The organism is Polynucleobacter sp. MWH-Adler-W8, from assembly GCF_001889925.1.
GTDB lineage: Bacteria > Pseudomonadota > Gammaproteobacteria > Burkholderiales > Burkholderiaceae > Polynucleobacter.
On the sequence record NZ_LZFI01000003.1, the window covers coordinates 86,899 to 101,591 of the forward strand.

A 14,693-nucleotide genomic window follows, 5' to 3' on the forward strand; every position below is an offset into this window, starting at 1 on the left:
ATAATTTTCCTATGAGTTTTTCACACCACCTATTTTTTTGTCTCAATCAGCGTGCCAATGGTGAAGATTGTTGCGATCAACATAATGCTTTTGCTTTGTTTGACTACGCCAAGAAAAGAGTGAAAGAGCTTGGTCTTGCGGGCCCAGGAAAAATTCGGGTGAATAAGGCGGGATGCTTGGATCGCTGTGCTGACGGTCCTGTCATGGTTGTCTACCCAGAGGGTATTTGGTACACCATGGTTGATGTAGATGATGTTGAAGAAATTATCCAGTCCCATTTAATCGAAGGTCGTCCAGTAGAGCGCTTGCAATTAGCCTAGCCATTACAGAGAGTTGAAAGTTTTTTATGAATAGCCGTACAAAAGTAATTCAGATTGAAGGCATTGTCGGATCAATGGAAATGTCTATTGATCTGCCGGATGAATTAAAAAATGATCCTGCATTTGCTGTGCGTGGCTTGGCCCTCGTGGCACATCCCCATCCATTGATGGGTGGCACGATGGATAACAAGGTGGCCCAAACTATGGCGCGTGCTTTTAACCAGTTGGGTTACGTCAGCGTGCGCCCAAACTTTCGCGGTGTAGGTGGAACTGAGGGTGTTCATGACGACGGTGTTGGTGAGTTAGAGGACTTGCTACATGTAACCGATTGGATGCAAACACCATCAAGTTGGAGTCAATTTGAAGCAACGGCGAATCATTCCTGGACAAGGGAGGCGAATACGCTGCCGCTAGTAGTTTCAGGTTTTTCTTTTGGAAGCTTTGTTGGTAGTCACTTAGTGCAACGGCTTTCAGAATTAGGTCGTCCAGCTGAGCGCCTAGTGATGGTGGGTAGTGCTGCAGGCAAATGGACTCTGGCCCCAGTGCCTGCCGATACGATTTTGATTCATGGGGAACTGGATGAAACCATTCCCTTGATTGATGTTTTAGATTGGGCGCGTCCGCAAGAGTTGACTGTGCAAGTAGTGCCTGGCGCAGATCACTTTTTCCATCGCCGCCTACATTGCATTCGCAATATCATTACTGGCGCGTGGTTAGGCATGCCAGATCATCGTAAGTAATTAGAAATAGAAAGACTATATGGCCGAAGAAAAATCATTAATCGAGTACCCATCATTATTTCCTATCAAGGTCATGGGTAAAGCAAACCCAGAATATCTTCCAGCGATAGTGCATATTGCCAAACAATTTGATCCTACGTTTGATGAGAGTAAGGTCGAGCAGCGTCCTTCTAAGGATGGAAATTATTTAGGCATTACTTTGCCAATTACTGCGACTAGCCGTGAACAGTTAGATGAGTTGTATAGAACCTTGTCCACTCATCCATTAGTTAGTGTTGTTCTGTAATTGAATTCATGCCAGCTTTAGTAAAACAACTGGGTTTAGCAGATTACGCCTCTACATATGAGGCGATGAAACTTTTTACTAAAGAGCGTACTAGTGAAACGCCTGATGAAATTTGGGTCCTAGAGCATCCCCCTGTTTTCACTTTAGGTTTGGCAGGTGATGCGGGTAACTTGCATACACCCAGCAATCAAATTCCACTCGTGCAAGTAGATCGGGGTGGAGAGATTACCTATCACGGGCCAGGCCAAATCGTGGTTTATCTTTTGCTAGATCTAAAGCGTCTAGGGATCTTTGTAAAAGAATTGGTCTCTCGTATAGAGCAGGCGCTGATAGATACGTTGTCAGATTTTGGGATTAAGGCTGAAAGGCATCCGGGGGCTCCAGGAATTTATGTCTCTCAGCAGTCAGGAGTGCCCTCAGAATGGATTGGCGCTAAGGTGGCTGCCTTGGGCCTCAAAGTCTCCAAAAGCTGCTCCTATCATGGCCTAGCCCTGAATGTCGCTACCGACTTAGGGGCATTTCAGCGTATCCACCCCTGTGGGTATGAGGGTTTAAAGACGGTCGACATGCAAACCCTTGGGATCAAGGACAATATAGACACTATTAGCCAAAGGCTTTTGCAGCACTTACAAAAGCAACTGATGCCATCATGACCACAAATAAGCCTGACACCAAGACACCTATCGAGGCGCGCCAAGACCTCAATTACGACGCGTCACGTAAACAAAAATCGAGCGAGAAGACTGCGCGCATTCCGATCAAAATTATTCCTTTAACAGAGGTATTGAAAAAGCCTGACTGGATTCGGGTGAAGGCCGCATCTAATAATTCTCGCTTTTCTGAAATCAAAAAGATTTTGCGCGAGAACGAGTTAGTTACTGTCTGTGAAGAGGCCAGCTGCCCCAATATTGGCGAATGCTTTGGCAAAGGAACTGCCACTTTCATGATCATGGGTGACAAGTGCACCCGTCGTTGTCCGTTTTGTGACGTAGGCCATGGCAGACCAGATCCTCTGGATGATAAAGAGCCTGCTAATTTAGCGCGCACTATTGCCGCTCTCAAACTGAACTATGTGGTGATTACAAGCGTAGATCGTGATGATCTTCGTGATGGTGGCGCAATGCACTATGTTGATTGTATTTCTCAATCACGCGGACTCTCCCCAAATACCCGAATTGAAGTGTTGGTGCCAGATTTCCGTGGTCGTCTAGATAAAGCGTTGGATATTTTTGCTGAGCATGCGCCTAGTGGTTTGCCTGATGTGATGAATCACAACCTCGAAACAGTGCCACGTTTATATAAACAGGCTAGACCGGGTGCAGATTATTTGCATTCTTTAAAGCTCTTGAAAGATTTTAAAGAGCGCTTTCCTCATGTCCCTACTAAAAGCGGTTTGATGGTGGGCCTTGGTGAAACAGATGAAGAAATCTTAGATGTGATGCGCGATATGCGTGAGCACAATATCGACATGCTCACTATTGGTCAGTATCTCGCCCCGTCAGGACATCATCTACCTGTTACGCGTTACGTTCATCCCGACGTCTTTAAGATGTTTGAAGAAAAGGCTTATGAAATGGGCTTTTCTCATGCGGCTGTAGGCGCTATGGTGCGCTCAAGCTATCACGCAGATCAACAAGCGCATGGAGCAGGGGTTGTTTAGACTGGTTTCTAAGGCCGCTACCTTACTAGCGACCTTCATTTTTCTCATTGCATGTAGTCCTAAATTAGATTGGCGTACAGTCCAAGCGCCGCAAGAAAGATATACCGCTTTATTTCCTGGCAAACCAGATAAGTTAGAGCGCCGCATTCCTTATCTTGATCAAGAACTTTTACAGACACTTGAAGCGGTAAAAATTGATGATGATATTTACTCGGTCAGCACTATCCAGTTGCCGGCCAATCAAAGTGCCTCACTAAGCAAGTTACTTTCGCAATTACAGGCTAACTTAATTGATAGGGCAAAAGCATCTGGTGGCGATGTCACTGTTGAGGATGCTTTTTATAAAACAACAGATCGACAGCGTTTACCGATCAAGGATTATTTTCTGGATTTGAAATCCAACGGTAAATCACAGCAACTCATGCGCGTTCGTTGGATTAATCGAGTTGCACCGAATGGTGATATCTGGGTTTATCAAATATCAGTCCTGCATATGAATGCAGGCACGGAGAATGCAAAAACTTTATTGTCTAAAGAAGAGTGTGAAAACTTCTTTAGTGATTTTTCTCCAGAGTAGTCTGAAGAGAAGATCATTTAATTATTGTTTTTCTAGGGCAGCAACTTTAGCTTCAAGCGCTTCTAACTTTTCACGTGTCTTAGCAAGCACTTTGCTTTGAAGATCAAATTCTTCGCGCGTTACTAAATCCATTTTCTGAAATCCTTGATTCATCATGGCGCGTACATTCTTTTCAATTTCTTGAGCTGGCGAATTGCGAATGGCATCACCAACCTTGTTTTGCATATCGTTCGCGATACGTTGGATTTGCTCGAGGATTTCGCCTGGTTTTTGCATGATGAGGGTTCGCAGTTCTATTGAGAGTTGCAGAAAAGATACACATTTGTATTTTAAGTTGTATGCGTAAAACTGCCCAAAAAGGGGTTAAAACCCGAAAAATGCCCCATATTCACTCATTCGGTGCAATATTTAGCACCAAAAAAGAGCATTTGCCTTATTTAGGGGATTTGTGACAAGGCCATGAACCCCTGGGGATTCAATATCACCCCATGCAATAAGCATTCAACCCATTTTTTTATTACAACCAGTAAGGAGTAGTTCATGAAAACTTTGCAAAAGACAGCAATCTCTGCGGCAGCAGTAGCTTTGTTGGCAGGCCTTTCAACTGCAGCATTCGCAGCTGACGAGCCAGCAGCACCAGAAGTAAGCCCAATCACTGCTAACGTAACTGTTGCAAGCAACTATATCTATCGTGGTTTGACACAAACCAATAACAAGCCAGCGATTCAAGGTGGCTTTGACTACGCGCATGAGAGCGGTTTCTATGTAGGTAACTGGAACTCAAACATTAGCTGGATCAGCGATAGCTATGGCGGTAATGGAGCCCCAAGCGGCACAAATGCTGTTACTGCGCCAATCGAAATGGACTTCTATGCTGGTTTCAAGAAAGAATTTATCGGCGAAGGTTTTGCTAGTGACTTTGGTGTATTGCAGTACTACTACCCAGTTTCTGGAATGATGCCTAATGCTCCAACTGGCGCGCAATTGCAAAAGCTTCCTACATACCGTCAAGCTTCTGGTGCTGCACCTAGCACAACTGAAGTTTATGCAGCCCAAAACTTCACTGCTGGTCCTGTTGCCGGTTTCTTCAAGTTCTCATACGCGTTAAGCAACCTCTTTGGTATCTATAACTCTAAGGGCTCTTTCTACCCAGACTTGACAGCGAACTACGACACCGGCTACTACGGTATTACTGTCAATGCGCACGTTGGTTACCAATATGTTCCTAATAATATTGTTACTACCTCAGCCTTAGCTGGCGCCAATATGGGTGGAACATATAACTGGAGCTATGCAGACTGGAAACTCGGTTTAACTAAGGACTTCGGTGGTGGCTTGTCAGGTTCTGCTTACTACACTGGTACAACTGCACAAAAAGTTGGTAATAACTATATTTACACAACTCCTAACGGCGGCAACGCTGGTCGTGCTAACGCAGTTGTAGCTTTGACAAAAACTTTCTAATTTCCACTCTGAACGGAGAAACACATGAAATTAATTACCGCAATCATCAAGCCCTTCAAGCTTGACGAAGTGCGCGAAGCTCTCTCGGAAGCGGGAGTTTCGGGCATTACCGTCACTGAAGTTAAAGGCTTTGGTCGTCAAAAAGGTCACACCGAGTTGTATCGTGGTGCTGAGTATGTTGTCGACTTTTTACCTAAAGTAAAAATTGAAGCTGCTGTTGAAGATGGCATCTTGGAGCGTGCGATTGAAGCAATTGAAAAATCAGCACGTACTGGCAAGATTGGCGATGGCAAGATTTTTGTCTCTCCAGTTGAGCACGTCATTCGTATTCGCACCGGTGAAACCGGCGCGTCAGCACTTTAAAGAGAGGTTCAAAATGTTAACTTGGATGAAACGACTCGTTGCTGGTGGTGCTATGGCTTTGGCTATTGGCGCTACTGGTGTAATGGTTACTTCGCCAGCGCATGCTGATGAAGTAAAAAAACCAGCTGTAACAGCTCCTGCTGCTACTCCTGCTGCTGCAGAACCTGCTCCTGTTCTTTGCTCTGAAAAGTGCAATAAAGGTGACACTGCTTGGATGATGGTCTGTACAGCATTAGTGCTGTTGATGACTCTTCCTGGCTTGGCGTTGTTCTACGGCGGTTTGACACGTAGCAAGAACATCTTGTCTATCTGTATGCAATGTTTCATGGTCTTCTCTTTGATTTCAGTGCTATGGGCGATTTATGGCTATAGCTTTGCATTCACGGAAGGCGGAGCATTCATCGGTGGATTAGATCGCCTCTTCTTGGGCGGTATGAATCCAGACTCAGTAGCAGCAACCTTTAGTAAGGGTGTTGTGATTCCTGAGTATGTATTTATGGCTTTCCAAGCGGTGTTCGCAACTATTACTTGCTGCTTGATCATTGGTTCTTTTGCTGAGCGCGCTAAGTTCTCTGCAATCTTGGTATTCATGGTGATTTGGTTCACTTTGAGCTACCTGCCAATCGCTCACATGGTTTGGTTCTGGCCTGGTCCAGATGACATCAAAGATGCTGCATCACTCGAAGCGATTACTGCTCGTGCTGGTTGGTTGTGGCAAAAAGGTGTTCTCGACTTTGCTGGTGGTACCGTTGTGCATATCAATGCTGCGATCGCTGGTTTGGTTGGTTCCTTTGTAATCGGCAAGCGTTTGGGCTACGGCAAAGAAGCAATGAAGCCACATAACTTAGTTTATGTAATGTCTGGCGCTGCTCTCTTGTGGTTCGGCTGGTTTGGTTTCAATGCTGGTTCAGCTCTTGAAGCAAACGGTAGCGCTGCCTTGGCATTCGTGAATACTTATTTAGCTACCGCTGCTGCTGTATTGGGTTGGTCAGTTGCTGAGTGGGTTCTCAAAGGTAAGCCATCAATGTTAGGTGCTGCATCTGGTTGCGTAGCTGGTTTAGTTGCAATTACTCCTGCTGCTGGTTTCGTTGGCCCAATGGGTGCAATCGTAATCGGTGTTATCGCTGGCGTAATCTGCCTCTGGGGTGTTACTGGTCTCAAGAAGATTTTGGGTTCAGATGACAGCTTGGACGTGTTTGGTGTTCATGGCGTAGGTGGTATTACTGGCGCATTGTTGACTGGTGTATTCGCTGACCCAGCTTTGGGTGGAACAGGTATCTGGGATTATGTAGCTAATGCAGTTGCTCCCGATTACTCTGTTGCTAGCCAATTATGGATCCAGGCTCAAGGTGTGATTACCACTGTAATTTGGTCTGGCGTAGTTTCTTTTGTAGCCTTCAAATTGATCGATATCGTGATTGGTTTGCGCGTTAAGGAAGAAGAAGAGCGCGAAGGCTTGGACATCAGCTCACACGGTGAGACTGCTTACGAGTCTTAATCAGTAGATTTACCCCTCACTGGGCGGCCCTAGTTGGCTGCCTAGTTTTAAGCGCGGGATCCTCGGATCCCGCGTCTTTCTTTTAATAATCTTACAATGGTGGAATGGTTCCACATCTCATTACTGCACTCACCGGCCCTTTGCTCGAATTAGAGTCAAAGGTTCTAGAAGCGACCCCAACCATTGAGCGTTGGTTCAGGCTGGAATGGCAAGAACATACCCCGCCTTTCTACTGTTCTGTCGATTTACGCAATTCTGGCTTTAAGTTAGCTCCAGTTGATACCAATCTTTTCCCTGGAGGGTTTAATAACCTTTCGCCGCAGATGTTGCCGCTTGCTGTTCAGGCTGCCATGGCTGCCATTGAGAAGATTTGCCCTGAGGCCAAAAACTTATTGCTGATACCAGAACGACATACACGCAATACTTTCTATTTGCAGAACATTGCGCGCTTGTCTTCGATTTTGCGTCAAGCTGGCTTAAATGTTCGACTAGGTACTTTCTCTGAAGAAATTAAGAAGCCAACCTGGATTGATTTACCCGATGGCAATCGCTTGTTGATGGAGCCACTTTCTCGATTAGGTCTCAAGAAACAACGTTTAGGGTTAAAAGATTTTGATCCTTGCTCGATCCTGTTAAATAACGACTTATCCGCAGGCATTCCTCCGATTCTGGAGAATATCTATGAGCAGTACTTGCTGCCGGGCTTACATGCTGGTTGGCATGTTCGTCGTAAATCAAATCACTTTGCCGCCTATGAAGAGGTGGCAAAGAAATTTGCCAAAGTTGTAGATATCGATCCATGGATGATCAACCCTTACTTTACTAGTTGCTCCAATATTAATTTCCATGAGCGTAAGGGCGAAGACGAACTTCAAACTGCCGTAGAGCAAGTCTTGAAAAAGACAGCTAAGAAGTACCGTGAATACGGTATTAAAGAGAAGCCTTATGTCGTAGTAAAAGCTGATGCTGGTACTTATGGCATGGGTGTGATGGTAGTCAATGATCCCGCGCAGTTAAAGGGCTTGAATCGTAAAGACCGCAACAAGATGAGTGTGGTCAAGGAGGGCCTTGAGGTCAGTGATGTATTGATTCAGGAGGGTGTGTATACCTTCGAGAAGGTCAATGAAGCGGTTGCTGAGCCCGTGGTGTACATGATTGATCGCTATGTCATTGGCGGCTTCTATCGTGTTCATACTGACCGTGGGCCAGATGAGAACCTGAACGCTCCCGGCATGCATTTTGTACCTCTAGCCTTCGAGCAAAACTCGATGCCTGATCTAGGGGCTAAGCCAGGTAGCGCCGCTCCAAATCGCTTCTATCTGTATGGTGTGGTTGCTCGCTTAGCGCTGCTTGCTGCATCATTGGAGCTAGAGCGAACCGATCCCAATGCTGAAGCTGCATAAATAAATCACCAATCTCTCAATAGAAATAATGAACCTTCTTTTTATTGCAGACCCCCTTGAATCTTTTAAGATTCAAAAAGATTCCACACTCGCAATGATGCGAGCAGCGCAAGAGGCTGGGCACTACTTATGGTTTTGTCAAAGTCGCAATGTGTTGTGGAGAGATGATTTCGTAGTAGCTGATTGCCAATCTTTAGTGATTAAGCCCGGCTCCACGAACTGGTTTGAGTTGGGTGAGATTGAGTCTCGAACACTCAAGTCTTTTTCTGCTGTGCTCATGCGCACAGACCCTCCTTTCGATATTGAATATCTCAATACCACTTGGTTGTTATCGGCCGCAGTACGTCAGGGCGCGAAAGTATTTAACGAGCCAAGCGCTGTTCGAGATCATTCAGAAAAACTATCTATTACAGAGTTTCCAGAACTGATTCCGCCTACCTTGGTCACGCGTGAATTAGCTGCGGTAGAGCTTTTTCATCAGGAACATCGCGATATCGTGATTAAGCCTTTAGATGGCATGGGCGGCATGGGTGTATTTAGGGTTGGGGCTGATGGACTCAATCTTGCTAGCATTGTAGAAACGCTTGGCGAGAATGGCGCAAGAACCCTGATGGTTCAGCGTTTTCTGCCAGAAATTGCCCAGGGCGACAAACGGGTGCTTTTAATTGGCGGAGAGGTAGTGCCATTTGCGCTAGCTCGCATTCCGCAGGGTAGCGAAATTCGGGGTAATTTGGCTGCCGGTGGCAAAGGCGTAGCGTTGCCTTTAACCGAGACCGAAAAAGGGATTGCTGAAAAATTAGCCCCTGTTTTAAATCAGCGTGGATTATTCTTGGTAGGGTTGGATTTAATTGGTGGTTATCTCACCGAAATTAATGTGACGAGCCCTACTTGTTTTGTTGAAATTACTGACCAAAGCAACTTTAATGTTGCGCAATTTTGGTTGGCAGCGCTAGAGAAAGCATTGGCATAAATATGGTTGGAATTGTCATCGTTGCTCACACACCGGTTGCCAGCGCAATGCTGGGGTTTGCTGAGCATACTTTTGGTGTATTGCCTGAGCGTGTTCGAGCAGTGGATATCCCTCCTCATGAAGATACCAAGGCAAGCTTTGATCGCGTGATGAAGGCGGCTTATGGTGTGAACACAGGCAACGGCGTCTTAATCCTGACAGATGTTATGGGTGCAACTCCTGCTAATGTGGCCTCAAAGTTAGAGGCCTTGGGTCCTTTATCGGGATTGAATGCGCCTGTAATTGTGTTGGCGGGATTAAACCTTCCTATGCTGATGCGTTGCATTTCTCATCGCGGAGAAAATCTGGAAGACTTGGCGCAAAAAGCCCTTGCTGGTGGACAGAATGGCATCTTGCGCTTAGGTGCAAAAGTAAATCAAGAATAGATAAGGGCCAGCACACTATGCCTTCGGTAGAAATCGAAATCATCAATAAATTAGGCTTGCATGCGCGCGCATCTGCCAAGCTATCTCAATTAGCCGCTCAGTTTCCCTGTGAAATATTTCTGTCACGTAATGGGCGTCAAATTAATGCGAAGAGCATTATGGGTGTGATGATGTTGGCGGCCGGTATCGGCAGCACTGTGACCCTTGAGACTGTGGGCGAAAAGGCGGATGAAGCTATGCAGGCACTCACCGCCTTAATTAATGACCGATTTGGTGAGGGTGAGTAAATAGTATGACTTTTGCATTACATGGAATTCCAGTATCGAAAGGCATTGCCATTGGCAAGGCGGTACTGATTTCTCGTGCAGCATTAGAAGTCAGCCATCACCTGATTGAGGCTGGTAAAGAAGAGGCTGAAGCACAAAAGCTATTAGACGCATTTGATCAGGTTCGCCTAGAGCTTGAGCAATTGCGCCAAGGATTGCCAAAAGATGCCCCGCAAGAGATGGCGGCATTCTTAGACGTGCACGGCATGATATTGGCGGACCCAGCATTGGCTGAGAAGCCCATTAAACTCATTCGCACGCAACGATTAAATGCAGCATGGGCCTTAACTACTGAGTTGAATGATCTGTTGGAGCAATTTGCAGACATTGAGGATGCGTATTTAAAGGAACGCGCCAACGATATTCGTCAGGTTGCTGAACGCGTGATTAAGGCATTAAATGCCCAGAAAAAAGATCCATTAAACGATGCCGATTTTTTGCCAACCAGTGATATCGGCGTTGAGTCCATCATCGTTGCCCACGATATTGCTCCGCATGACATGCTGCGTTTTAAAGAGCATGCTTTTACCGGATTTGTAACGGATCTGGGTGGTAAAACTTCCCATACGGCTATCGTGGCGCGCAGCATGGAAATACCCGCAGTAGTTGGTGTGCGCCATGCTAGCGAAATGATTCGTCATGGTGATTGGTTGGTGCTAGATGGCGATCGAGGAGTTGTAGTAGTTGCCCCAGATGAGCAGCTACTAGCCGAATATCGCAAACTACAAGCTCAGGTTCTCAAAGAAGCTCGCAAGCTCCAACAGTTAAAGCATGCAAAAACAGAAACAGCCGACCGTGTTGAGATTGAGTTGTTTGCCAATATTGAATTGCCAGAAGATGCTATTCAGGCGGTGAAGTTGGGTGCTGTAGGGGTTGGTTTATTCCGCTCTGAATTTTTATTCATGGACCGTAAGCAGGCTTTGCCAGATGAAGAGCAGCAATACCAAGAATATCGTCGCGTAGTCGATTTAATGCATGGCTTACCTGTCAACATCAGAACGATTGACGTTGGTGCAGATAAGGCATTGGGCGGCGGTGGCGATATTTCTCAAACAGGCACATCACCATTGGGCTTGCGGGCAATCCGCTGGTCTTTAACGGAGCCTGAAATCTTTTTAACGCAGCTCAGAGCAATTCTGCGTGCATCAGCACATGGTCAAGCGCGCATCATGATTCCAATGTTGGCTCATGCTAAAGAGATTGATGAAACATTTAGACTGATTGAAAAAGCGAAACAACAATTGCATCAGCGTGGCAAAGCATTTAATCCGAATATTCAAGTTGGTGCAATGATTGAGATTCCGGCCGCTGCTTTAGTCTTGCCTTTGTTTATTAATCGATTCGATTTTCTTTCTATTGGAACGAATGATTTAATTCAGTACACACTGGCGATTGATCGTGCAGATCATGCAGTTGCCCATTTATATGACCCATTACATCCAGCGATATTGAATTTATTAGCCAATATCATTGAGCAAGCTAAACGTGCCAATGTGCCTGTGGCTGTTTGTGGCGAGATGGCTGGTGATCCTGCATTAACGAAGTTATTGCTTGCCTTGGGTTTAACGGATTTCTCAATGCACTTCAGCCAGTTATTGCTGGTCAAGCGGGAAATTCTTCAGGCCAATGTCGGCTTGTTAAAAGCCCGCGTTGCTAGAGTCTTGAAGGCATATGAGCCAGAAGAGCAGGCAAAGGCTCTAGAGCGACTGCTGTCTTAATTATTTATTGCGCTGCCTAGTGGGCTGAGCCGCATACCGAACACTCGGAATTACGGCTAATACGGATTTCATCGATTTGGGTCGTAAGCCCATTCCAAAGCAACATGCGGCCCACCAAGGGCTCTCCAAAACCAATTAATACCTGCAGGGCTTGAGCGGCTTGCATGGCTCCAATGATCCCTACTAGAGGCGAGAAGATGCCCATGCTGGAGCAACTGACTTCTTCAAATACTTCATCTGGAGAAAAGATGCAGGCATAGCATGGTGAGCTTGGATTTCGCAGATCAAAGACGCTCACTTGACCATCGAACTTGAGAGCTGAGCCTGAAACCAATGGAATTTGATGTTTAACGCAGGCAGCATTAATAAGGTGTCTGGTTGAAAAGTTATCTGTGCAATCGAGCACAACATCAACGCTTGGCAGCAGTTCATCTAATAGCGAAGCTGTGGCTTTAGCCTGAATGGTTTCAATCTGAATGCTGGAGTTAAGGCATTGTAAAAATTCTTTTCCTGAAGCAACTTTGCTTTTGCCAACGCTACTTTCGGTATGCATGATTTGACGCTGCAAATTGGTGAGCTCTACATCATCATGATCTACTAGGGTGATGTGTCCCACTCCGGCAGCGGCTAAATAGGGGGCGGCAGCACTACCTAAGCCGCCGGCGCCGATGACTAATGCATGTGATTGGAGAAGCTTCTCTTGGCCAGCAACATCAATCTCGTCAAGCAGCAAGTGCCTTGAGTATCGAAGTAACTGCTCGTCATTCATGTGCCAGCCGCAGAGATTAAAAGATTATTCGAGTTTGGATGAGGAGCGCTTCACGGGCTGGCCATTAATAAAGGCTACTGCCTGAGAAAGCATGAAGTCATCTGCACTGCCTAGCTCAGGCGGTTTCTTATTCTTATCTTTCTCTTTTTCTTCAGGAGTCTTCTTGGCATTTTTCTCTTCAATGCGCTGCAGCTCTTCGAGGCGACGTTGTTCGCGATCTTTAATCAGATTATCTTCAGCAGACTGCTTATTGCGTAAGTGTTTCTCGCTATCGATCTCACGAGTGATTAAGACATCATCTGGATCACCATCTTTGTTTTGGTCTACTGGGATATCTGGTTTTACACCAAAAGCCTGAATCGACTTACCACTTGGGGTGTAGTAATAAGCGGTAGTAATCTTCAGTGCTGAATCATTGGTCAGGGGGCGAACGGTTTGGACAGAGCCCTTACCAAAGGTCGTTTTTCCAATAATGGTTGCGCGTTTATAGTCCTGGAGTGCGCCAGCCACAATCTCAGAGGCTGAGGCGGAATAAGCGTTTACCAAGACCACCATAGGTAATTTCTTAAATATCGCTGGAACACCCGCCAAAGGGTCGCCAGACTCATTTAGGCGATACATCGCTGGCGTTGCATTAAATACCTGTTTTGAATCTGGGGACTGGCCTTTAGTGGAGACAATAACTGCGTCAGCAGGCAAGAATGCTGCAGCCACACCTACGGCTCCTTGCAATAGACCGCCGCCATTGTTGCGCAGATCAAGAATGATGCCTTTGAGTTTTGGATCTTGATTGGCAATATCGGTTAATTTCTTAGCAAGATCAGGAACGGTGCGCTCCTGAAAGCTGGTGATGCGTACCCAAGCAATATCGTTATCCAGAATTTTTGTTTTGACTGATTGAACTTTAATCTCTGCGCGAGTGATTGTGACCGGAAAGCTACGCTCTTCACTCTTACGAAATACCGTCAAAGTAATTTTGGTTCCAGGTTCGCCGCGCATAGTGCGTACCGCTTTGTCTAGAGACATACCGCGTACAGGTTTGTCATCAAGGCGTGTAATGAGGTCTCCGGCTTGAAGACCCGCGCGAGCAGCAGGACTATCTTCAATTGGATTGAGTACTTTCACTACACCATCTTCAGAAGTGATTTCAATACCAAGTCCAGCAAACTTTCCAGAGGTCATCTCTTGCATTTCTGCAAAATCTTTTTTATCTAAGAAAGTGGAATGAGGATCAAGACTACTGACCATTCCTTTAACAGCATCCGTTAATAGTTGCTTGTCTTCAATAGGCTCAACGTATTCGCGCTTAATTTGGGCAAAGACATTGGAGAGCGTGCGAAGCTCATCCAGCGGTAGCTGAGGGCTTTGCTGGGCGGTCGCGGAGAGCTGTATCGTGGCTGCTACGCCGGCGATAAGGCCAACGGCTATCAGGGCGAAATTCTTTAGAAATTGGCGCATATCTCTTTTGCTTTAATCCAAATAAAAGTGTTGAATGGGTTTGAGGTTGTCGTCTAAGTCATAAACAAGTGGCACACCATTAGGTACATTCACTTCCATGATGGCTTCATCAGACATTTGATCTAAATACTTAATGAGTGAGCGAATGCTGTTGCCGTGTGCTACTAGTAAAACGCGTTTGCCAGCTTTGAGTGCGGGTGCAATAGATTCATTCCACAAGGGTAATACTCGATCAACGTTATCTTTCAGGCATTCACCCAAAGGAATATCAGAAGGATTGAGCTTTGAGTAACGGAGGTCATTTTTTGGGTGACGCTCATCATCATGCTCAAGTAGCGGCGGACGTACATCATAGGAGCGACGCCAAATATGAACTTGTTCATCGCCATATTTAGCTGCGGTTTCAGCTTTATTCAATCCGGTGAGTGCGCCATAGTGACGTTCATTTAAGCGCCAGCTATGGACAACAGGGAGCCACATTAAATCCATGGCATCTTGAACGTGCCAAAGAGTGCGAATGGCACGCCTTAAAACGGAGGTATAGGCAATATCAAATTCATAGCCTGCTTTTTTGAGGTTTTCACCTGCTGCGATGGCCTGTTCTGCGCCTTTAGGGGTTAAGTCGACATCCGCCCAGCCAGTGAAGCGGTTTTCAAGGTTCCAGGCGGATTCGCCATGACGAATAAGGACAAGTTGTTTCATAGAGCCATTCTATA

At 46.0% G+C, this 14,693-nt stretch carries 17 protein-coding genes and 1 pseudogene; 14 read left to right on the forward strand and 4 right to left on the reverse strand.

What is annotated here, in order from left to right:
- The first annotated feature begins 11 nt into the window (after nt 1-11).
- The 6 genes and pseudogenes from AOC28_RS03835 to AOC28_RS03860 all read left to right on the forward strand — a co-directional run bounded on the left by AOC28_RS03835 (nt 12) and on the right by AOC28_RS03860 (nt 3,583).
- Entirely contained in the window at nt 12-320 is a 309-nt protein-coding gene (locus AOC28_RS03835; RefSeq protein WP_072582652.1) for a ferredoxin, read from the forward strand.
- A gap of 26 nt (nt 321-346) precedes the next feature.
- Entirely contained in the window at nt 347-1,060 is a 714-nt protein-coding gene (locus AOC28_RS03840) for an alpha/beta hydrolase (protein WP_072582653.1), read from the forward strand.
- A 19-nt stretch (nt 1,061-1,079) separates the two neighbouring features.
- Entirely contained in the window at nt 1,080-1,346 is a 267-nt protein-coding gene (locus tag AOC28_RS03845; protein WP_072582654.1) for a DUF493 family protein, read from the forward strand.
- Nucleotides 1,347-1,354: 8 nt separating this feature from the next.
- Nucleotides 1,355-1,999: a lipoyl(octanoyl) transferase LipB gene (gene lipB / locus AOC28_RS03850; protein ID WP_072582655.1), complete on the forward strand. Its 645-nt coding sequence runs from the start codon at nt 1,355-1,357 to the stop codon at nt 1,997-1,999.
- A 53-nt stretch (nt 2,000-2,052) separates the two neighbouring features.
- Nucleotides 2,053-3,006, forward strand: a pseudogene (gene lipA / locus AOC28_RS03855) (lipoyl synthase); the annotation flags it as partial.
- The gene (locus AOC28_RS03860; protein WP_072582657.1) at nt 2,999-3,583 is read left to right on the forward strand and encodes a hypothetical protein; all 585 of its coding nucleotides are present in this window, start codon (nt 2,999-3,001) and stop codon (nt 3,581-3,583) included. The pseudogene lipA and the gene AOC28_RS03860, both read left to right, overlap by 8 nt.
- 21 nt (nt 3,584-3,604) lie before the next feature.
- On the opposite strand, the gene AOC28_RS03865 is transcribed toward AOC28_RS03860, so the two are convergent.
- Entirely contained in the window at nt 3,605-3,859 is a 255-nt protein-coding gene (locus AOC28_RS03865) for an accessory factor UbiK family protein (RefSeq protein ID WP_072582658.1), read from the reverse strand.
- 264 nt (nt 3,860-4,123) lie between these two features.
- Here AOC28_RS03865 and AOC28_RS03870 point away from each other — a divergent pair, with 264 nt between their 5' ends.
- The 8 genes from AOC28_RS03870 (at nt 4,124) to ptsP (ending at nt 11,750) form a co-directional block, all read left to right on the forward strand.
- On the forward strand, nt 4,124-5,047 hold the full coding sequence (locus AOC28_RS03870) for a TorF family putative porin (RefSeq protein ID WP_072582659.1): 924 nt from the start codon (nt 4,124-4,126) through the stop codon (nt 5,045-5,047).
- Nucleotides 5,048-5,071: 24 nt separating this feature from the next.
- Nucleotides 5,072-5,410 (forward strand): P-II family nitrogen regulator, encoded by a 339-nt coding sequence (locus AOC28_RS03875; RefSeq protein ID WP_072582660.1) that lies wholly within the window; start codon nt 5,072-5,074, stop codon nt 5,408-5,410.
- Nucleotides 5,411-5,423: 13 nt separating this feature from the next.
- Complete coding sequence (locus AOC28_RS03880; RefSeq protein ID WP_072582661.1) at nt 5,424-6,908, forward strand: ammonium transporter; 1,485 nt, start codon at nt 5,424-5,426, stop codon at nt 6,906-6,908.
- 104 nt (nt 6,909-7,012) lie between these two features.
- Nucleotides 7,013-8,311: a glutamate--cysteine ligase gene (gene gshA, locus AOC28_RS03885; RefSeq protein ID WP_072582662.1), complete on the forward strand. Its 1,299-nt coding sequence runs from the start codon at nt 7,013-7,015 to the stop codon at nt 8,309-8,311.
- Between the two features lie 28 nt (nt 8,312-8,339).
- A complete protein-coding gene (gene gshB / locus AOC28_RS03890) occupies nt 8,340-9,281 on the forward strand; it encodes a glutathione synthase (protein ID WP_072582663.1) in 942 nt (313 codons plus the stop codon).
- A 2-nt stretch (nt 9,282-9,283) separates the two neighbouring features.
- Nucleotides 9,284-9,706: a PTS fructose transporter subunit IIA gene (locus tag AOC28_RS03895; protein WP_083564218.1), complete on the forward strand. Its 423-nt coding sequence runs from the start codon at nt 9,284-9,286 to the stop codon at nt 9,704-9,706.
- 17 nt (nt 9,707-9,723) lie between these two features.
- Nucleotides 9,724-9,993 carry an HPr family phosphocarrier protein gene (locus AOC28_RS03900; RefSeq protein WP_072582664.1) on the forward strand — a complete coding sequence of 90 codons (270 nt, stop codon included), beginning with the start codon at nt 9,724-9,726 and terminating at the stop codon, nt 9,991-9,993.
- 5 nt (nt 9,994-9,998) lie between these two features.
- On the forward strand, nt 9,999-11,750 hold the full coding sequence (gene ptsP / locus AOC28_RS03905; protein WP_072582665.1) for a phosphoenolpyruvate--protein phosphotransferase: 1,752 nt from the start codon (nt 9,999-10,001) through the stop codon (nt 11,748-11,750).
- A gap of 16 nt (nt 11,751-11,766) precedes the next feature.
- Here the strand turns inward: ptsP and AOC28_RS03910 are convergent, their stop codons facing one another.
- The 3 genes from AOC28_RS03910 to gpmA are packed head-to-tail and all read right to left on the reverse strand — an operon-like array spanning nt 11,767 to nt 14,679.
- Nucleotides 11,767-12,519: a HesA/MoeB/ThiF family protein gene (locus tag AOC28_RS03910; RefSeq protein ID WP_072582666.1), complete on the reverse strand. Its 753-nt coding sequence runs from the start codon at nt 12,517-12,519 to the stop codon at nt 11,767-11,769.
- A gap of 24 nt (nt 12,520-12,543) precedes the next feature.
- A complete protein-coding gene (locus AOC28_RS03915; RefSeq protein ID WP_072582667.1) occupies nt 12,544-13,977 on the reverse strand; it encodes a S41 family peptidase in 1,434 nt (477 codons plus the stop codon).
- Between the two features lie 12 nt (nt 13,978-13,989).
- The gene (gpmA, locus tag AOC28_RS03920) at nt 13,990-14,679 is read right to left on the reverse strand and encodes a 2,3-diphosphoglycerate-dependent phosphoglycerate mutase (RefSeq protein WP_072582668.1); all 690 of its coding nucleotides are present in this window, start codon (nt 14,677-14,679) and stop codon (nt 13,990-13,992) included.
- Between the last annotated feature and the right edge of the window lie 14 nt (nt 14,680-14,693).

Bases quoted from the DNA above. Each gene is read 5' to 3' on its own strand.
- AOC28_RS03835 (WP_072582652.1), top strand. From the start codon at position 12: ATGAGTTTTTCACACCACCTATTTTTTTGTCTCAATCAGCGTGCCAAT.
- AOC28_RS03840 (WP_072582653.1), top strand. From the start codon at position 347: ATGAATAGCCGTACAAAAGTAATTCAGATTGAAGGCATTGTCGGATCA.
- AOC28_RS03845 (WP_072582654.1), top strand. From the start codon at position 1,080: ATGGCCGAAGAAAAATCATTAATCGAGTACCCATCATTATTTCCTATC.
- lipB (WP_072582655.1), top strand. From the start codon at position 1,355: ATGCCAGCTTTAGTAAAACAACTGGGTTTAGCAGATTACGCCTCTACA.
- AOC28_RS03865 (WP_072582658.1), bottom strand. From the start codon at position 3,859: ATGCAAAAACCAGGCGAAATCCTCGAGCAAATCCAACGTATCGCGAAC.
- AOC28_RS03870 (WP_072582659.1), top strand. From the start codon at position 4,124: ATGAAAACTTTGCAAAAGACAGCAATCTCTGCGGCAGCAGTAGCTTTG.
- AOC28_RS03875 (WP_072582660.1), top strand. From the start codon at position 5,072: ATGAAATTAATTACCGCAATCATCAAGCCCTTCAAGCTTGACGAAGTG.
- AOC28_RS03880 (WP_072582661.1), top strand. From the start codon at position 5,424: ATGTTAACTTGGATGAAACGACTCGTTGCTGGTGGTGCTATGGCTTTG.
- gshA (WP_072582662.1), top strand. From the start codon at position 7,013: ATGGTTCCACATCTCATTACTGCACTCACCGGCCCTTTGCTCGAATTA.
- gshB (WP_072582663.1), top strand. From the start codon at position 8,340: ATGAACCTTCTTTTTATTGCAGACCCCCTTGAATCTTTTAAGATTCAA.
- AOC28_RS03895 (WP_083564218.1), top strand. From the start codon at position 9,284: ATGGTTGGAATTGTCATCGTTGCTCACACACCGGTTGCCAGCGCAATG.
- AOC28_RS03900 (WP_072582664.1), top strand. From the start codon at position 9,724: ATGCCTTCGGTAGAAATCGAAATCATCAATAAATTAGGCTTGCATGCG.
- ptsP (WP_072582665.1), top strand. From the start codon at position 9,999: ATGACTTTTGCATTACATGGAATTCCAGTATCGAAAGGCATTGCCATT.
- AOC28_RS03910 (WP_072582666.1), bottom strand. From the start codon at position 12,519: ATGAATGACGAGCAGTTACTTCGATACTCAAGGCACTTGCTGCTTGAC.
- AOC28_RS03915 (WP_072582667.1), bottom strand. From the start codon at position 13,977: ATGCGCCAATTTCTAAAGAATTTCGCCCTGATAGCCGTTGGCCTTATC.
- gpmA (WP_072582668.1), bottom strand. From the start codon at position 14,679: ATGAAACAACTTGTCCTTATTCGTCATGGCGAATCCGCCTGGAACCTT.